We start from the raw sequence: 17,184 nt of genomic DNA, 5'->3' as shown, positions 1-17,184 counted from the left end.
TCACCATGACCGCTCAGCCCCACGACGTTCCCCACCCGAAGGACGACGACGCTCCCACAGCAGCGTCAGGGCGGCGGTCCGATGCCGTGCCCGCCGGCGCCGCGGCCGACGTTCCCGCGGCATCCGTGATCCGCAGAGCCGCGCACATCGCCGTCGAGGGCTTCGAAGTGCCGGTCCCCGCTGTCGTGGACCTCGACGCGCCGCGGGACGGTGTCCCGCTCGTCATCTCCACCGACGAGGGGCTCGAGCGCGCGGCCCGGGCGATCGCGGCCGGAACGGGACCCGCCGGCGTCGACGCCGAACGCGCCTCAGGCTTCCGCTACGGGCAACGGGCCTTCCTCGTCCAGATCCGCCGCGAGGGCGCGGGCACGTGGCTCATCGACCCGGAGCCCTTCGACGACCTGAAGATCATCAACGAGGCCCTGCGCGGCGTCGAATGGATCATCCACGCCTCCACGCAGGACCTTCCGTGCCTCGCCGAGCTGGGGATGTGGCCCGACAGGCTCTTCGACACCGAGCTCGCGGCCCGGCTCGCAGGGCTCCCGCGTGTGGGGCTCGCCGCCGTTGTCGAGCAGATGCTGGGGTTCGGCCTCGCCAAGGAGCACTCGGCCGCCGACTGGTCGACGCGACCGCTCCCCGAGCCGTGGCTGCGGTATGCGGCGCTCGATGTCGAGGTCCTGGTCGAGCTGCGCGAGGAGCTGATCGAGCTGCTCGAAGGCCAGGGCAAGCTCGGCTTCGCCGAGGAGGAGTTCGCAGCGATCCTCGCGGCGGGCGTCCCGGAGCCGAAGCAGGACCCTTGGCGCCGCACCTCGGGGGTCCACCAGATCCGTGACCGGCGCCAGCTCGCCGCCGTCCGCGAGCTGTGGCTCGAGCGCGACGCGCTCGCGGCGAAGCGTGACATCGCCCCCGGCAAGCTCATCCCCGACTCGGCGCTCGTCGCGGTGGCGCGTGCCATGCCGACCACCGTCCCCCAGCTGCTGACCACCAAGGGCTTCCACGGGCGCGCCGCCCAGCGCGAGGCGCCCCGGTGGCTCCGCGCCATCGCGGCAGCGCGTCGCCTCGAAGAGCTCCCTCCGCTGCATGTTCCCAGCTCCGCGCCGCCTCCGCCACGGGTCTGGGACGAGCGCGACCCGGAGGCGGCGGCGCGGTTCAAGACCGCACGCCCGCGCGTCGCGGCGGCCGCGGACGCGCTGCACATGCCCACCGAGAACCTCCTGACGCCGGACCACCTGCGACGTGTCGCGTGGCGCCCCCCGGAGCCGCTGACGCTGGGGTCACTGGCCGCCGCGCTTCGGGGACTGGGTGCGCGTGAGTGGCAGATCCAGCATGTGGCCCCGCTCATCCTCGACGCGTTCGAGCACCCAGAGCCGCTTGCTGCGAAGGCCAGGAAGGACACCGTCGAGGACTGACCGACCCCATTGCCACAGATGTTACTGGTCAGTAACATTAGCGGCATGAGTACTGCACGTCACATCAGGGACGTCGTCTTCGTCGACGGCGTCCGCACCCCCTTCGGCAGAGCCGGCGAGAAGGGGATCTACCATGGCACCCGCGCCGACGACCTCGTCGTCAAGACCATCCGCGAGCTGCTGCGCCGCAACCCGTCGCTGCCGGCCGAGCGCGTGGACGAGGTCTCCATCGCGGCCACCACCCAGACCGGAGACCAGGGGCTCACGATCGGGCGCACTGCCGCACTCCTCGCGGGCCTTCCCCGCAGCGTCCCCGGCTTCGCCGTCGACCGCATGTGCGCCGGTGCCATGACGGCCGTGACGACGACGGCGAGCGGCATCGGGGTGGGCGCGTACGACGTCGTGATCGCCGGCGGCGTCGAGCACATGGGCAGCCACCCGATGGGTGCGGGGGCCGACCCGAACCCGCGCTTCATGTCCGAGAGGCTCGTGGACCCCGCAGCGCTGAACATGGGCAACACGGCCGAGAACCTCCACGACCGCTTCCCGGCCATCACCAGGGAGCGCGCCGACGCCTACGCCGTCGCCTCCCAGGCCAAGCTCGCCGCAGCATACGGGGACGGGAGGATCCAGCCCGATCTCGTCCCCGTCGCCACGCACCGGCCCGGCGAGGGGTTCGGCCTCGCGACTGCAGACGAGCCGCCGCGGCCGGGCACCACGCTCGAGGACCTCGCCGGACTCCGGACCCCGTTCCGCCCCCATGGCAGGGTCACCGCGGGCAACGCCGCGGGCCTCAACGACGGTGCGACGGCGTGCCTGCTCACGTCGGCGGAGACCGCCGAAGAACTCGGACTCGAGCCGAAGATGCGCCTCGTGGCCTTCGCGTTCGCGGGCGTCGAGCCGGAGGTCATGGGCATCGGTCCGGTCCCAGCCACCGAGAAGGCCCTGACCAAGGCCGGCCTGGGAATCGAGGACATCGGCCTGTTCGAGATCAACGAGGCCTTCGCCGTCCAGGTCCTGAGCTTCCTGGACCACTTCGGGATCGCCGACGACGACCCGCGCGTCAACCGCTACGGCGGAGCGATCGCGGTCGGCCACCCGCTCGCCTCCTCGGGCGTGCGACTCATGACCCAGCTCGCCCGCCAGTTCGCCGAGGACCCGAGCGTCCGCTACGGCATGACGACGATGTGCATCGGCCTCGGCATGGGCGGCACCGTCATCTGGGAGAACCCCCACCACCCCGACTACCGGAAGGGCGAGTGAATGAGCGCCACTACCCCCACCTCGCGGTTCGACGCCTTTGCGGGGCTCGCCGCCCACGTGCCCGACGAAGTGGTCACCCACTCGCTCGTGAAGGACGTCGAGGTGCCCACGGACGGCGGCCCTGTCCGGATCGCGCTGATCACGCTCGACAACGGCCTCGACCACACCCGGCCCACCACCCTCGGCCCCAATACGCTCATCGAACTCGGCCGGAGGCTGGAAGGGCTGCGGGCCCGGGCGGCGGCGGGAGAGATCCACGCCGTGGCGGTCACGGGCAAGCCGTACTTCCTCGTCGCCGGCGCCGACCTGACGACGGTCAAGACCCTGCGCGATCCCGCGGCCGGCGAGCAGATGGCGCGCCTCGGCCATGCCGCCTATGACCTCCTCGCGGACGGAGTCGGCGTGCCGACCTTCGCCTTCATCAACGGAGTCGCCCTCGGCGGCGGCCTCGAGATCGCGCTCGCGTGCACGTACCGCACAGTCTCCGCGGGCGCCCAGGGCATCGGGCTGCCGGAGGCGTTCATCGGACTCATCCCGGGCTGGGGCGGAGTATGGCGCCTCCCCCGGCTCACGGGGCCCGAGGCCGGGCTCAGGGTGATGATCGAGAACCCGCTGAACAGCAACCGCACCCTTCGCGGCACGGAGGCGTTCGCGCTCGGGATCGCCGACGCCCTCTTCGAGCCGGCCGACTTCCTCGAGCGTTCCCTCGTGTGGGCCGCCTCGGTGCTCTCCGGCGCCACCACCGTGGAGCGGCCGCACGCCGTCGAACCCCGCGAGGACGCTGCCGCAGCGCAGCGATGGGCCGAGGCCGCGAAGGCCGCGCGCGCCGTCGTCAGCGCGAAGACATCGGATGCCGCTCCGGCCCCCGGCAAGGTGCTCGATGTGTTCGAAGCGGGGGCGCACGCCACGCAGGAGGAATCCGCCGAGCTCGAAGTCGCCGCACTCACCGGGCTCATGCAGTCCCCGCAGTTCCGCGACACCGTGTACGCCTTCCTCGACCTCGTCCAGAAGCGCGCCAAGCGGCCCGCTGGGGCGCCGGAGGCGAAGCTCGCGCGGCCCGTGACCAAGGTCGGGGTCGTCGGAGCGGGACTCATGGCCGGCCAGCTTGCCCTCGTGTTCGCGCGGCAGCTGAAGGTCCCCGTCGTGATGACGGACGTCGACCAGGCCCGGGTGGAGAAGGGCGTGGGGCACGTCCACGCCGAGGTGGACAGGCTGCTCGCCAAGGGCCGGATCTCCGCCGACGCCGCCAACCGCACCAAGGCGCTGGTCACCGGCTCGGTGTCGAAGGCCGAGTTCGCCGACGCGGACTTCGTCATCGAGGCCGTGTTCGAGGAACTCGCGGTCAAGAAGCAGGTGCTCGCCGAAGTGGAGGCGGTGGTCAAGCCGGAATGCATCCTCGCCACCAACACGTCCTCGCTCTCCGTCACGGCGATGGCGCAGGATCTGGCCCACCCCGAGCGCGTAGTCGGATTCCACTTCTTCAACCCGGTCGCCGTCATGCCGCTCATCGAGGTTGTGCGCGCCCCGCAGACCGACGACGCGGTGCTGGCCACCGCGTTCGCCCTGGCGAGGGGCCTGAAGAAGACCGCCGTGCTCGTCAAGGACGCCCCGGCGTTCGTCGTGAACCGGGTGCTGCTGCGCCTCATGGGCGAGGTCACGGCGGCGTTCGACGAGGGCACGCCCGCCGAGGTCGCGGACGGCGCCCTGGCCCCGATGGGCCTGCCCATGACTCCGTTCACGCTCGCCGAGATGGTCGGGCTGCCTGTCGCGCAGCACGTCGCCGAGTCCCTGCGCGCCGCCTTCGGCGACCGCTTCCACGTCTCGGCAAACCAGCAGGCGCTCATCGACGCAGGCGTCAAGGGCCTCTGGGCTCGGGCGGCCGACGGCGGGCGCGAGGTCCCGGAGGCGACGCTCGCCCTCCTGCGGTTCGGCAGCACACCGTCCACGGCCGAGCAGGTCCTCACCCGCTGCCAGGACGCGCTCGCCGAGGAGATCGGCCTCATGCTCGCCGAGGGCGTGGTGGCCGGCCCCGAGGACGTGGACCTGTGCATGATCCTGGGGGCGGGGTGGCCCATGCACCTGGGCGGGATCACGCCCTACCTGGACCGGGTCGGCGCGTCCGAGCGCATCAACGGGAAGCGGTTCCACCCGGAGATCTGAGACGCGGCTCGCCCGGGTTCTCCGGGCGGAGGCCGGTCAGCCCCCGAAGCCCTCGCGGAGGAACGCGCCAAGTCGCGGCGCGATCCCCGCGAGGGCTTCTCTGTCCCCCGGGCAGGCGAAGGCCAGAGTGCCGGCGGAGGCGGTCCGCACGACCCCGCCGTCGTGCGCCCAGTAGGTGGCCACCCGCATCCCGCCAGCGGTGACATCGAGCCGCTCGGCGCGGATGCTGCGTCCATCCGGCAGGTCCACGGGCTCGGCGGGGCCGCGGCGCAGCTGCGCGGGAGCGGGTGCTGCCTCGGGGCAGGCCTCGTCGACGCGCAGGTAGGTCGCGATGCCGCGTGAGGAGGCCGCGAACTGGGCGACGAGGAGGTACTCGCCGCTTGCCGGCAGTGTGTCCACGCCCAGGCCGGACTCGTCACGGCGCAGGCCCTCGCCGAGCCCACCCGGCTCCTGCCGGTAGCGGTAGGCCCGCCACGTCTCCCCGTCGTCCGTGAGGCGCACGAGCGATTCCGAGGCGAAAGGGGTCCCGGTGGCATCCTGGAACGCGACGCGCGTGGTGAGGAGGCCGCCGTCGAACGCCCGGAACACCGCGCCCCGCCGGACGCCTGCCACCCAGAAGCTGTCCCAACGCTCCCACGCCGCGTGCACGCATCCTCCTCTGGCACTTCCGCCCCGCTGGGGGCGCCGGGCGCAGACGCCCCTAGCCGAGAACACTACCGGAACGGCAGCCCCCCGACGCTGGCGAGTCACTCCGCCGCGACGAAGCGCCCGTCCGCGATGGCCAGCACGCGATCGGCCCGGGCGCGCGCCCACGCGGCGGCGTGGGTCGAGAGCACGACGGCGGCGCCCGACTCCGCCGCGCTGGCGACGAGGCGCTCGAGGCAGGCGAGCCCGTGGCGGTCAAGGCCGACCGTGGGCTCGTCGAGGAGCAGGACACGGGGCCCGCGGGCGATGACCGCGGCAAGGGCGGTCAGCCGCTGTCCGGAGGCGGTGAGATCGTACGGGTGCTCCCCCGCCCGGGAGCCGAGGCCGACGGAGTCGAGTGCCCGAAGCGCCCGACGCCGGACCTCGGCGCGGGACCTCCTCGCGCGGCCCCGCGGCCCGAGGCGGAGGCCGAACTCGACCTCGCGCAGGACGCTCCGGGCGAAGAGCTGGTCGCGCGGATCCTGGAAGAGGGTGCCCACCGTGTCCGCGACCCGCCCCGCGGGGACACGCGCGATATCCCGGCCGGCAATGCGCACGGTCCCTCGGGTGGGCCGCGCAATGCCGGCGAAGTGTTTCAGGGCCGTGGACTTCCCCGCCCCGTTGGGCCCGGCGAGTGCGACCACCTCGCCCGGGCGCACTTCGAGGTCCGCGTGGTCCAGCACCCATGACGGGGCGCCCGGGTAGGCGAACGAGACCGTCGCGAGCTCCGCGAGCGCGGGGTCAGCCGGTGCCGCCGCCGAGAGGGCCCGCACCGCCGCGCTGCCGGCCGCTGACCGCTGGGAGGGGGCGTCCGGCGCGGCGTCCGCGGGGTCCTGCGGCAGGACCCCGGAGAGCCGGAAGGCCTCCGTGGCCAGGACCTGCTCGGGGGTTCCCTCTGCGGCGGGAGCCCCGGCGGCCAGGAGCACCCAGTGGTCCGCACGGCGGGCGAGCCGATCGGCGCACATCCCGACGACGACCACGGCCGTCCCCGCGGCGCGCAGCGTGTCGATGAGCTGCCCGAGGTCCGCGCGGCCGGCGGCGTCGAGCGATGCCGACGGGTCATCCAGCACCACCACGGTCGGCCGCCCGACGAGCGCGCAGCCGAGTGCGAGGCGGCGCTGCTCCCCGCCGGACAGGTGGGCCGGGTGCCTCCCGAGAAGGGCCGAGAGCCCGACGGCGCGCGCGGCCTCGGCGACGCGGCGGCGCATCTGCTCGCGGGGCATCCCCCGCTGTTCGAGGGCGAAGGCGAGTTCCTCGCCGACCGTCTGCGCCGCACCGGTCAGGAGGTCCGTCGCACGCTGCGGGACGTAGGCGACATGCTGTCCCCAGGCCCCGAGCCTCAGCCTGGGATCGTCCGGGCCGCCCCGGAACTCGAGCGTGGTGCGCTGCCCGGAGCCAGCCGGCCTGAGGGCAAGCGTCCCGTCGAACACTCCGTGCCCGCCGGACACCGCCCAGCCCGAGAGCAGCTTCGCGAGCGTGGACGTCCCGCTGCCCGACCCGCCCAGCACGGCGCTGAGCGAGCCGGGCGGCAGCTCGACCCGGACGCCGCGCAGGACCGGGGCCGCGCGGTCGTAGGAGAAGGACCGGATGTCCGCAGCGAGCACCGGCTGCGCAGCGCGCGGTGTCATCCGCCCGTCGTTCCCGCGACGGCCGCGACGACTGTCCCCACAGCCGCGGCCCCGGCCGTCACGACGAGGGCCCAGCGCAGGGCGCGCTGCGCTGCGGAGTCCGGCTCGTCGACATACGAGGTGCGCGGCCCAGGCAGGGTCTGGCCTCGCGCATCGAGCGCCATCGCCCGCTCCCCGGCTTCGTCGAGGAGGCCGAGCACGAGCGGCACGATCTGGAGCCGCGCCGCGAGCAGCCGTGACCCCGGACCCGCTCCGACGACGAGTCCGCGGGCCTCCTGCGCCTCGCGGATGCGACGGAGGCGGTCCCCCACGACGCCCGCGAGGCCGAGCGACGCGGCGAGGACGTACCCCAGCTGCGGTGGGACTCTCCGGCGCACGAGGGCGGCGCGGAGCACAGCCACATCGACCCACAGCGAGAAGGCGAGCATCACCGCCACGGCCGCCGCGGTCCGCAGCACGAAGGACCCGGCGTAGGCCAGCCCCTCGGCGGTGACCCTCAGCGGTCCGGCTGCGAGCAGCACGGTGCGCCCCTCCGGGAAGAAGGACCCGTGGATGACGAGCGCCCACAGGGCGAAAGGCGCGACGACCACGCCGGCAGCCACAGCCACCCGTCCCAGCGTCCCGGCCCTTGCCGAGGCCGCCGCGGCCAGCACGATCGTCCCGGCCCACACCGCCCAGTGCGCCACGGCGAAGCAGAGCACGAGCGCTGCCGCCGCGAGCGCGAGCCCGGTGAGGGGATTGACGCTCCCCGGGGCGTCGCGTGCAGGGAGATGAGGATCGTCAGACAGCAGGCGCCGCCTCGGAGTCCTGCCTCTGGGCAGCCAGGACGCGGTGGTGCCGCACGAAGCCGAAACGCCCGCTGGTGCGCCGGGGAAGGGCGTAGGCCAGCAGCGCCGCCACCGTGAACGTGATCGGCTTGTCCCAGAGGTCCGAGAAGATCGATCCCTTCAGGACCGCATCCACGAGGCTGTCGCCGGTGGCCCTGAAGAAGGCGATGACGGCCCCGGTCGCGCCCGTCGAGGTCCCGCCGAACACCGCGACCGCGACGGAGGCGCCGATCACGGCGGCGACGGCTCCCGTGACCAGGCCGGCGACCGGAACCCACCAGAAGCGGCGGACCGCGCCGAGCCGCGCGGCGAGCCCTGCGAGGGCGCCGATGACCGCGGCCCCGGCGGCGAACGGGATGAGTGTCGGGTTGAAGAACGACCACACGATCGTGCTCAGGAGACCCGTCGCGGCACCGGCGGCGGGGCCTGCGAGGAATCCGACGAGCACCGTGCCGATCGAGTCGAGGTAGATCGGGACGAGGCTCGAACCGACGAACTGGCCCAGCACAATATTCAGCACGAGCGCGACGGGGAGGAGCACGAGGGTCGAGGTCGGCAGCGTCGGGAGGATCCCGGCGAACAGGAGCGCCGTCGCGATCCCGTAGCCGGTGAGCGCCACGAGGGCGGCGGACGAGGAGGGCACGTCCGCGGGCTCTGCCGGGGACGTCGCGACAAGGTAGACGAACGTGGCGACGATGGCCACGGCGCCGAGGACGATGAGCACAGTCCTCAGGGGCGTTCGGCGCGGGGCGTCTTCAGTCAGGGGGTGCGACATGGCCGGGCGAGGTCCTTTGCGAGTGCGTCGTGCTTCGTGGATGGGGCGACGCCGCCTATGTCACCTCGGCGGTTGTCCCGGCGCTGCCGGGGCACAGTGCAGTCTAGTCCAGTCGCCGCGCAAGGGCGCCGAGGGACGCCACAAGCTCGGCGAAGGCCTCGTCGGGGTGGTTTTCCGAGACGATCCGCGCGTTGGGGGGCTCGCCCCACAGGCCGCGGTAGTCGGCAACCGTGGTGCCGGCGAGGCGGGGCGAGCCGGTCTCGACGTGGACTGTCGCGGCGCGCGTGGCGTAGCGGGCGGTTCCGGCCGCGACGCTCGCCGCGAAGTAGTCGTGCACGTGGGCGACATAGCCCTGGTCGTAGTGGCGGTGGAATTCGAAGTAGAAGCGCAGCATGTCGCTCACGTGCCGCACGAGGGGGCTGGATGCCCGGCTGCGCGCGCCCTCGGGCTGGTCGGGCAGGACCTCCTCCGGCTCCGCGCATCCCGCCGCCTCCGCGAGGGCAGCGAGGTGCTCGGGGTGCATCTCGATCCGCTCGGTGGTCTCGAGGGCGCACACGACAGGGAGCCGGTCCGCGGGATGGCCTGCATACGCGGCGAACACCTCGGCGGCGGCGTGCGGGTCCACGTGCGTGTTCCATTCCGCGGTCGGCGTGGTGTTGCCCTGGTAGTTGTACGCCCCGCCCATGATCACCACTCCGGCCAGCAGCTCGGGCAAGCGCGGCTCGGCCCGCAGCGCGAGCGCGAAGTTGGTCAGCGGCGCGGTGATGAGGGCCGTGAGTTCGCCGGGGCGTGCGCGTGCCGCCTCCACCCAGAGCCCGACGGCGTCGCGCGCCTCGGGTGCCCGCCGTGCCGGGGGAAGCGCCGCGTACCCGATTCCCTGGGGACCGTGGGTCTCGGGCGTCGTCACGAGCGGGATGGACAGCGGCGCCCGGGCCCCGATGGCAACGGGGACGTCGTCGCGGCCGCAGAGTTCGAGGAGCGCCAGGTTGTTCGCGGCGACCTGGTCGGCGTCGACATTGCCGGGCGTGCTCGTCACGGCGACGAGCTCGACGTGCGGCTGGCTGCACAGGTAGAGGAGCGCGAGCGCGTCGTCGATCCCCGTGTCGCAGTCCATGAGGACGGACACGGTATGGCGGGTGGGCTCGTGCGGGACGGGGCGGGACTGCTCGTGCACGTCGGTTCGGTGCGCGGCTCAGAACAGCGCGATGCGAGGCGTCTTCGGGAAGATGTCGTCCAGCTCGTCGAGGTCCTCCGCGCTGGGCTCCCACGAGGCCGCCTCGGCGTTCTCGCGGATCTGCTCGGGCCGCGTGGCGCCGGCGATCACCGACGCGACCGAGGGCTGCGCCGCGAGCCAGGAGAAGGCGACCTGCAGCTCGGTGAGGCCGCGCTCCTCGGCGAAGGCGGAGAAGCGGTCGAGCTGGTCCCAGTCCGCGTCGTGGACGAGGTTGGTGCGCGTGTGGGACAGGCGGGACCCTTCCGGCGCACTCCCGCGGGAGTACTTGCCGGTGAGGAGCCCGTTGGCGAGCGGGAAGTACGGCAGGACGCCGAGCCCGTAGGCCTCCGCTGCCTCCGTGACCTCGAGCTCTGCGCGCCGGTCCAGGAGGTTGTAGTGGTTCTGGCTCGAGACGAAGGGCGTGTAGCCGCCCATGCGCGCGACGAACTCCGCCTCGGCGATCTGCCAGCCGGAGCGGTTCGAGTGGCCGATGTAGCGGACCTTGCCCTCGTGGACGAGGTCGTCGAGGGCCGAGAGCGTCTCCTCGATGGGGGTTCCGGGGTCCGGCGTGTGGAACTGGTACAGGTCGATCCATTCCGTCCCGAGCCGCCGCAGGGACGCCTCGACGGCCTTGCGGACGTAGCGCCGCGAACCGCGTGCGCCGAAGTCCCTTCCGTTGGCCCCATGCATGTCCATGCCGAACTTGGTGGCAACCACGACATCGTCCCGTCGGCCGGCGAGGGCCCTGCCGAGCATCTCCTCGCTCAGCCCGGGTGTGGCTCCGTAGACGTCGGCGACGTCGAACAGCGTGATGCCGGCGTCGATGGCGGCATGTACGACCGCGTCGGTGCCCTCCTGCGTCGCGGTCGGCGTGTTCGCACGGCCGAGGTTGTTGCACCCGAGTCCGACGGTCGAGACGGTCAGGCCGGAGTGGCCGAGACGGCGGTAGTCAGTCATGCCGCCAGCCTACCCGCGCGACCGGCGGGCAGCGCCGGTCCTACAGTGAGAAGCCGCGGACCCCGGCGGGTGCGTGCTTGAGCCTGAAAGCCTCCGGGTCGGTGGCCGGCGCGACGGCGATCGAGAGCTTCGTGAAGTCGCTCGTGGCCTCGCGCAGGCAGGTCTTGACCGCCGTGACGGCCTTGCCGGCGTCGACGCAGGTCGCGAAGACGTTGAGCTTCCCAGCGCCGATCGAGCTGCCCTCGACCGTCCCGAGGCCGCGCCAGGCCAGGTGGGCCGACAGCGCCTGCACTGCCTGCCGCTCGAGGTGTCTGTCCCGCTCAGTGCCCTCGGCGGTCTTGAGTGCGAACTGGGCGACGACCCGCCACAGCTGGTCGTCGGGCACCGGGCCGTAGCCGTCCTCGGCGCACTGTGCCTCGAAGGCGGCCAGGAGCGCCTCGCCGGCGTCAGCGCCGACGTCGTCCGTCTCCTGGGTCTTGGACTGGTGGCCCACCGTGCCGTGGTTGACCACGAACTGGGCGGCCTCGTCGTCGTACCACGCCTCGCGGAACTCGAGGGTCCCGTCCTCGGTGCGCCTGTACAGCCTCGTGTAGCTCATGCGTTCTCCTTCCGGCCGCGCGCCATCCAGGCGTCGGCGGTTCCGTCGAAGGGGCCGGTGCCGTCCAGCACCGCCCGGTGGATGCGCGCGCACTCCGCGCGGACGGCGGCCACGAGTTCCTGGGGGTAGGCGAGCTCGCGGCGGTGCTCTTCGAACTCGTCCTCGTCGTCGACGAACACCCCGTGGTGGGCGGACCGGATCACGTCCAGGTCCATGTCGACCATGTGGAACTCGACCACCCCCGGGTGGCCGGGGCCCGCGGGCTCGCCGATGCGGTGCCACGCGAGGTCCCAGGCGAGGTCCACGTAGACGCGGAAGTCGCCCGGGTTGGTGTCGTCGTAGAAGGTGGCCGCGTAGCCCCCGGCCCGGGGTACGAGCAGGACCGCGTCCGAGCGCGTGTGCAGCGCGGCGCCCGGGCGGGAGATGAACTCTCCCCTGCCCTGGTAGATCCACCAGCCGTGCTCGTCCTCGCCGAGGCTGAAGCCTGGGACCACCCAGTGCCCCCTGCCGTCCCACTTGCGGTTGCGGGCTACGACGAGCTCTCCTGGCCGCGGAGTGTCCGCGCCCGACGGCGGAGCCGGTGTCCAGGGACCAGTCGGGATTGTCACAGCTGGGGCAGGCTGCCGGTGGAGGGGGCGGGCTGCCCGGGCAGCGGGCGCGCGAAGGGGACCTTCGTGCCGAGGACCTGCGCGACGATGTCGTGCGTGATCTGCCGGGGTGTGAGGCCCACCCGCTCGAGGACCTGCGCGCGGGTGCCGTGGTCGAGGAACTCCGCGGGCAGGCCCACCTCGTTCAGCGCCGTGTCCACTCCCGCGGCGCGCATCTCCTGCCGGATGCGCGAGCCCACTCCGCCCGTGCGCACGCCGTCCTCGAGGCACACGACGATGCGGTGGCGGGCCGCGAGCCGGATGAGGCTGCGCGGAACGGGGAGCACCCACCGCGGGTCGACGACTGTCGAGCTGATCCCCTGGTGCTCGAGGCGCCGCGCCACATCGAGCGCGATCTCGCTCATCGCGCCCACGGAGACGAGCAGGACGTCGGGGCCGGCCTCGCCCGGCACGCCGTGTCCGGCCCGGGCGAGCACGTCGACGCCGTCGTCGAGGCGCTCGATCGCCTCGGTCTCCGGGCCCACGGTGCCCTTTGAGAAGCGCACGACCGTCGGCGCGTCGTCGACCGCGACGGCCTCGCGGAGCTCCTCGCGCAGGCGGGACGCGTCCCGCGGCGCAGCGAGGTGCAGGCCCGGGATGCTCTGCACGAGCGCCATGTCCCACTGCCCGTGGTGGCTTGCCCCGTCGGGGCCGGTGACGCCGGCCCTGTCCAGGACAAGGGTCACGCCGGCCTTGTGGAGCGCGACGTCCATGAGGAGCTGGTCGTACGCGCGGTTGAGGAAGGTCGCGTAGAGGGCGACGACGGGGTGGAGGCCGCCGAACGCCATGCCGGCCGCGGACGCCACCGCGTGCTGCTCGGCGATGCCCACGTCGAACACGCGGTCGGGGTGCCGCGCGGCGAACTTGTGCAGGCCCACGGGAATGAGCATCGCCCCCGTGATCCCGACGACGTCCTCGCGCTCGTCGGCGATCGCGGCGATCTCGTCGGCGAAGACGCTCGTCCACGACGTGCCCCCGCCCGTCTCGGCAGGTGCCCCGGTCTCGGGGTCGATCACGCCGACCGCGTGGAACTGGTCGGCCTCGTGGTTGCGCGCCGGAGCGTAGCCGTGCCCCTTCTCCGTGATGGCATGGACGATCACGGGTCCGGCGAAGTTCTTCGCGGTGGCGAGCGCCTCCTCCAGGGCGCGCAGGTCGTGGCCGTCCACCGGGCCGACGTACTTCAGGCCCAGGTCCTCGAACATGCCTTGGGGCGCCCACCAGTCCTTGAGGCCCTTCTTGGTCGCGTGCAGGCCCCTGTAGACGAACTGGCCGAGCGGCCCGCCGTTCTTGAGGCGGCGCTTGGCGAGATCGAGCATCCCCTCGTACGCCGCGGTGGTGCGGACCTTGTCGATCGCGGGCCGCATCGAGGCCAGGTAGTCGGCGACGCCGCCGACGGTGGGCGCGTAGGAGCGGCCGTTGTCGTTGACCACGATCACCACCCGCCGGTCCTTGTCCGCCGCGATGTTGTTCAGCGCCTCCCAGGACATGCCGCCGGTCAGGGCCCCGTCCCCGATGACGACCACGGTGTAGCGGTCGCCCTCGCCGGTGAGCTTGCGGGCACGCGAGATGCCGTCCGCCCAGGACAGGGAGGAGGATGCGTGCGAGGACTCGACGATGTCGTGCACGCTCTCGGCCCGCGAGGGGTAGCCCGAGAGGCCCCCCTGCTGGCGGAGGGTGGAGAAGTCCTTGCGGCCGGTCACGAGCTTGTGCACGTAGGACTGATGCCCGGTGTCGAAGACGATGCTGTCCCGCGGCGAGTCGAACACCCGGTGGAGCGCGAGCGTGAGCTCGACGACGCCGAGGTTCGGTCCGAGGTGGCCTCCGGTCTGCGACACGGTGCGGATCAGGAACTGCCGGATCTCCTCGGCCGCGTCCTCGAGCTCGGCCGCGCTGAGGCGGTTGAGGTCCTTCGGACCCTCGATGGACTCCAAGATGCCCAAGGGCGACTCCTTGCTCGAAATGTGCACGAACAACTGTAGCGCTTCCTCGGCTCGGCCTGCGGGACGGCGAAGGACCCCCACCGGGAGACGGTGGGGGCCCTTCGTGGTCAGGTCCGACGCCCGAGGGGCGTCAGTCCGCTCAGTTCGCCGAGATCTGGCGCAGCACGTACTGCAGGATGCCGCCGTTGCGGTAGTAGTCCGCCTCGCCGGGCGTGTCGATGCGCACGACGGCGTCGAAGGACTTCTCGGAGCCGTCCTCTGCCGTCGCGGTCACCTTCACGGTGGCCGGGGTCGTGCCGTCGTTGAGCGCCGTGATGCCCTCCACGGAGAACACCTCGTTGCCCGTGAGGCCGAGCGTCGCAGCGGATTCGCCCGCCGGGAACTGCAGCGGGAGGACGCCCATGCCGATGAGGTTGGAGCGGTGGATGCGCTCGTAGCTCTCGGCGATGACGGCCTTGACGCCCAGGAGCGCGGTGCCCTTCGCCGCCCAGTCGCGGGAGGACCCGGAGCCGTACTCCTTGCCCGCGAGGACCACGAGCGGGGTGCCGGCCTTCTGGTAGTTCATCGCGGCGTCGTAGACGTAGGCCTGCGGGGCGCCGTCCTGCGTGAAGTCCTTCGTGAACCCGCCCTCGACGCCGTCGAGGAGCTGGTTCTTGATGCGGATGTTCGCGAAGGTTCCGCGGATCATGACCTCGTGGTTGCCGCGGCGCGAGCCGTAGGAGTTGAAGTCCTTGCGCTCCACGCCGTTGGCCAGGAGGTACTGGCCCGCGGGGGTGTCCGACTTGAACGAACCGGCCGGGGAGATGTGGTCGGTCGTGACCGAGTCGCCCAGCTTGAGGAGGACGCGCGCACCGGAGATGTCCGAAACGGGGTCCGGCTGCGCCTTCATGCCCTCGAAGTATGGGGGCTTGCGGACGTAGGTGGACTTCTCGTCCCACTCGAAGGTGTTGCCGGTCGGCGTCGGGAGCGACTGCCAGCGCTCGTCGCCGTCGAAGATCGTCGCGTAGGAGTTCGTGAACATGTCCTGGTCGATGGACGCGTCCATGACCTCCTGGACCTCGCGCGGGTTCGGCCAGATGTCCTTGAGGAAGACGTCGTTGCCGTCCTGGTCCTGGCCCAGTGCGTCCGTGTCGAAGTCGAAGTCCATCGTGCCCGCGAGGGCGTACGCGATGACGAGCGGCGGCGACGCGAGGTAGTTCATCTTCACGTCGGGGTTGATGCGGCCCTCGAAGTTCCGGTTGCCCGAGAGGACTGCCGTGACCGAGAGGTCGTTGGCCTGGACGGCCTCGGAGATCTCCGACTCGAGCGGGCCCGAGTTGCCGATGCAGGTCGTGCAGCCGTAGCCGACGGTGAAGAAGCCGAGCTTCTCGAGGTACGGGACGAGGCCGGACTTCTCGTAGTAGTCGGTGACGACCTTGGAGCCGGGGGCAACCGAGGTCTTGACCCACGGCTTCGAGGTGAGGCCCTTGTCGACGGCGTTGCGCGCGAGCACGGCGGCGGCGAGCATGACCGACGGGTTGGACGTGTTGGTGCACGAGGTGATCGAGGCGATCGAGACCGCGCCGTGGTCGAGCTCGAACTCGCGGCCGTCGCTCATGGAGACATGGGTGGGCTGCGAGGGGCGGCCGAAGGCGTTCGACGCCGCGGACTCGAGCGGGTTGGCCAGGCGGGCCGTCTCGTGGACGTGGCTGTCGGCCTCGGTCGTGGTCGGGGAGTCGGAGGCCGGGAACGACTCGTCGATCGTCTCGTCGACGCTGCCGGCCTCGGGACGGCCGTTGCCGACCTGGACGTAGTTGTGCAGGTCCTTGCGGAACTGCTCCTTCGCGTCGCTGAGCTCGATGCGGTCCTGGGGACGCTTCGGGCCGGAGATCGACGGGACCACGGTGCCGAGGTCGAGCTCGAGGTACTCCGAGAAGCGGAGCTCGCGCGACGGGTCATGCCACAGGCCCTGCTCCTTGGCGTACGCCTCGACGAGGGCGACGTTCTCCTCCGAGCGGCCGGTGAGGCGCAGGTAGTCGAGCGTGACGCCGTCGATCGGGAACATCGCCGCGGTCGAGCCGAACTCGGGGCTCATGTTGCCGATGGTCGCACGGTTGGCAAGCGGCACCGCCGCGACGCCCTCGCCGTAGAACTCGACGAACTTGCCGACGACGCCGTGCTTGCGCAGCATCTCGGTGATCGTGAGCACGACGTCGGTCGCGGTGGCGCCCGCGGGGATCTCGCCCGAGAGCTTGAAGCCGACCACGCGCGGGATGAGCATCGAGACGGGCTGGCCGAGCATGGCCGCCTCGGCCTCGATGCCGCCGACGCCCCAGCCGAGCACGCCGAGGCCGTTGACCATGGTCGTGTGCGAGTCGGTGCCGACGAGGGTGTCGGGGTAGGCGCGCAGGGCGCCGTTGACTTCGCGGGTCATCACGGTGCGGGCCAGGTACTCGATGTTGACCTGGTGCACGATGCCCATGCCCGGGGGGACGACCTTGAAGTCCTCGAACGCGGTCTGGCCCCAGCGCAGGAACTGGTAGCGCTCACCGTTGCGCTGGTACTCGATCTCCATGTTGCGCTCGATCGCGCCGGCGTTGCCGAACACGTCGATCTGGACCGAGTGGTCGATCACGAGCTCCGCGGGGGCCAGCGGGTTCACGCGCGTGGGATCGCCGCCGAGCTCCTTGACCGCCTCTCGCATCGTCGCGAGGTCAACGACGCAGGGCACGCCAGTGAAGTCCTGCATGATGACGCGGGCCGGGGTGAACTGGATCTCGGTGTTGGGCTGGGCGTTGGGGTCCCAGCCGGCAAGGGCGCGGATGTGGTCCGCGGTGATGTTCGCGCCGTCCTCAGTGCGGAGAAGGTTCTCCAGCAGGACCTTGAGGCTGAAGGGGAGGCTTTGGGCGCCTTCCACGGAGTTCAGCCGGAAAATTTCGTACTCGGTTCCGCCGACGTTCAGGACGCCTTTGGCTCCGAAGCTGTCCACAGTGCTCAATGCAGGACTCCTCTCGCAACACTGCCATCTTTGTCCCGGCCCCAGCGAGGTTCTAGTTAGGCATGCCTTACCCCCCGGCGGCGCATGCGAGCCTGGGCCGCGATGG

At 72.0% G+C, this 17,184-nt stretch carries 13 protein-coding genes; 3 read left to right on the top strand and 10 right to left on the bottom strand.

The window, feature by feature from the left end:
- The first annotated feature begins 5 nt into the window (after window positions 1-5).
- From ACQ5BE_RS00810 to ACQ5BE_RS00800, 3 genes are read left to right on the top strand one after another with little or no spacing between them, the layout of a single operon-like run.
- The gene (locus tag ACQ5BE_RS00810) at window positions 6-1,409 is read left to right on the top strand and encodes an HRDC domain-containing protein (RefSeq protein ID WP_430295080.1); all 1,404 of its coding nucleotides are present in this window, start codon (window positions 6-8) and stop codon (window positions 1,407-1,409) included.
- A 45-nt stretch (window positions 1,410-1,454) separates the two neighbouring features.
- Window positions 1,455-2,672 carry a thiolase family protein gene (locus ACQ5BE_RS00805; protein ID WP_430295079.1) on the top strand — a complete coding sequence of 406 codons (1,218 nt, stop codon included), beginning with the start codon at window positions 1,455-1,457 and terminating at the stop codon, window positions 2,670-2,672.
- Window positions 2,673-4,832 carry a 3-hydroxyacyl-CoA dehydrogenase NAD-binding domain-containing protein gene (locus ACQ5BE_RS00800; RefSeq protein WP_430295078.1) on the top strand — a complete coding sequence of 720 codons (2,160 nt, stop codon included), beginning with the start codon at window positions 2,673-2,675 and terminating at the stop codon, window positions 4,830-4,832. It abuts the gene before it with no gap.
- Between the two features lie 36 nt (window positions 4,833-4,868).
- Here the strand turns inward: ACQ5BE_RS00800 and ACQ5BE_RS00795 are convergent, their stop codons facing one another.
- From ACQ5BE_RS00795 to ACQ5BE_RS00750, 10 genes are all read right to left on the bottom strand, one after another.
- The gene (locus ACQ5BE_RS00795; protein WP_430295077.1) at window positions 4,869-5,480 is read right to left on the bottom strand and encodes a hypothetical protein; all 612 of its coding nucleotides are present in this window, start codon (window positions 5,478-5,480) and stop codon (window positions 4,869-4,871) included.
- Window positions 5,481-5,578: 98 nt separating this feature from the next.
- The gene (locus tag ACQ5BE_RS00790; RefSeq protein ID WP_430295076.1) at window positions 5,579-7,144 is read right to left on the bottom strand and encodes an ATP-binding cassette domain-containing protein; all 1,566 of its coding nucleotides are present in this window, start codon (window positions 7,142-7,144) and stop codon (window positions 5,579-5,581) included.
- A complete protein-coding gene (locus tag ACQ5BE_RS00785) occupies window positions 7,141-7,932 on the bottom strand; it encodes an energy-coupling factor transporter transmembrane component T (protein ID WP_430295741.1) in 792 nt (263 codons plus the stop codon). Before ACQ5BE_RS00785 ends, ACQ5BE_RS00790 begins: the two co-directional genes overlap by 4 nt.
- Window positions 7,925-8,746: an ECF transporter S component gene (locus tag ACQ5BE_RS00780; protein WP_430295075.1), complete on the bottom strand. Its 822-nt coding sequence runs from the start codon at window positions 8,744-8,746 to the stop codon at window positions 7,925-7,927. Before ACQ5BE_RS00780 ends, ACQ5BE_RS00785 begins: the two co-directional genes overlap by 8 nt.
- A 103-nt stretch (window positions 8,747-8,849) precedes the next feature.
- Window positions 8,850-9,860, bottom strand: a complete 1,011-nt coding sequence (locus ACQ5BE_RS00775; RefSeq protein ID WP_430295739.1) for a nucleoside hydrolase — start codon at window positions 9,858-9,860, stop codon at window positions 8,850-8,852.
- 78 nt (window positions 9,861-9,938) lie between these two features.
- Window positions 9,939-10,916 (bottom strand): aldo/keto reductase, encoded by a 978-nt coding sequence (locus ACQ5BE_RS00770; protein ID WP_344297858.1) that lies wholly within the window; start codon window positions 10,914-10,916, stop codon window positions 9,939-9,941.
- 40 nt (window positions 10,917-10,956) lie between these two features.
- Window positions 10,957-11,514 carry a hypothetical protein gene (locus ACQ5BE_RS00765; protein WP_430295074.1) on the bottom strand — a complete coding sequence of 186 codons (558 nt, stop codon included), beginning with the start codon at window positions 11,512-11,514 and terminating at the stop codon, window positions 10,957-10,959.
- The gene (locus tag ACQ5BE_RS00760; RefSeq protein ID WP_430295073.1) at window positions 11,511-12,122 is read right to left on the bottom strand and encodes a DUF402 domain-containing protein; all 612 of its coding nucleotides are present in this window, start codon (window positions 12,120-12,122) and stop codon (window positions 11,511-11,513) included. Before ACQ5BE_RS00760 ends, ACQ5BE_RS00765 begins: the two co-directional genes overlap by 4 nt.
- A complete protein-coding gene (gene dxs / locus ACQ5BE_RS00755) occupies window positions 12,119-14,101 on the bottom strand; it encodes a 1-deoxy-D-xylulose-5-phosphate synthase (protein WP_430295071.1) in 1,983 nt (660 codons plus the stop codon). Before dxs ends, ACQ5BE_RS00760 begins: the two co-directional genes overlap by 4 nt.
- Window positions 14,102-14,240: 139 nt before the next feature.
- On the bottom strand, window positions 14,241-17,078 hold the full coding sequence (locus ACQ5BE_RS00750) for an aconitate hydratase (protein WP_430295069.1): 2,838 nt from the start codon (window positions 17,076-17,078) through the stop codon (window positions 14,241-14,243).
- Between the last annotated feature and the right edge of the window lie 106 nt (window positions 17,079-17,184).

This window comes from Sinomonas sp. B1-1 (assembly GCF_050474465.1).
GTDB lineage: Bacteria > Actinomycetota > Actinomycetes > Actinomycetales > Micrococcaceae > Sinomonas > Sinomonas flava.
Note: the sequence above shows the minus strand (reverse complement) of the source record. Positions and strands in the feature narration are given on the sequence as shown.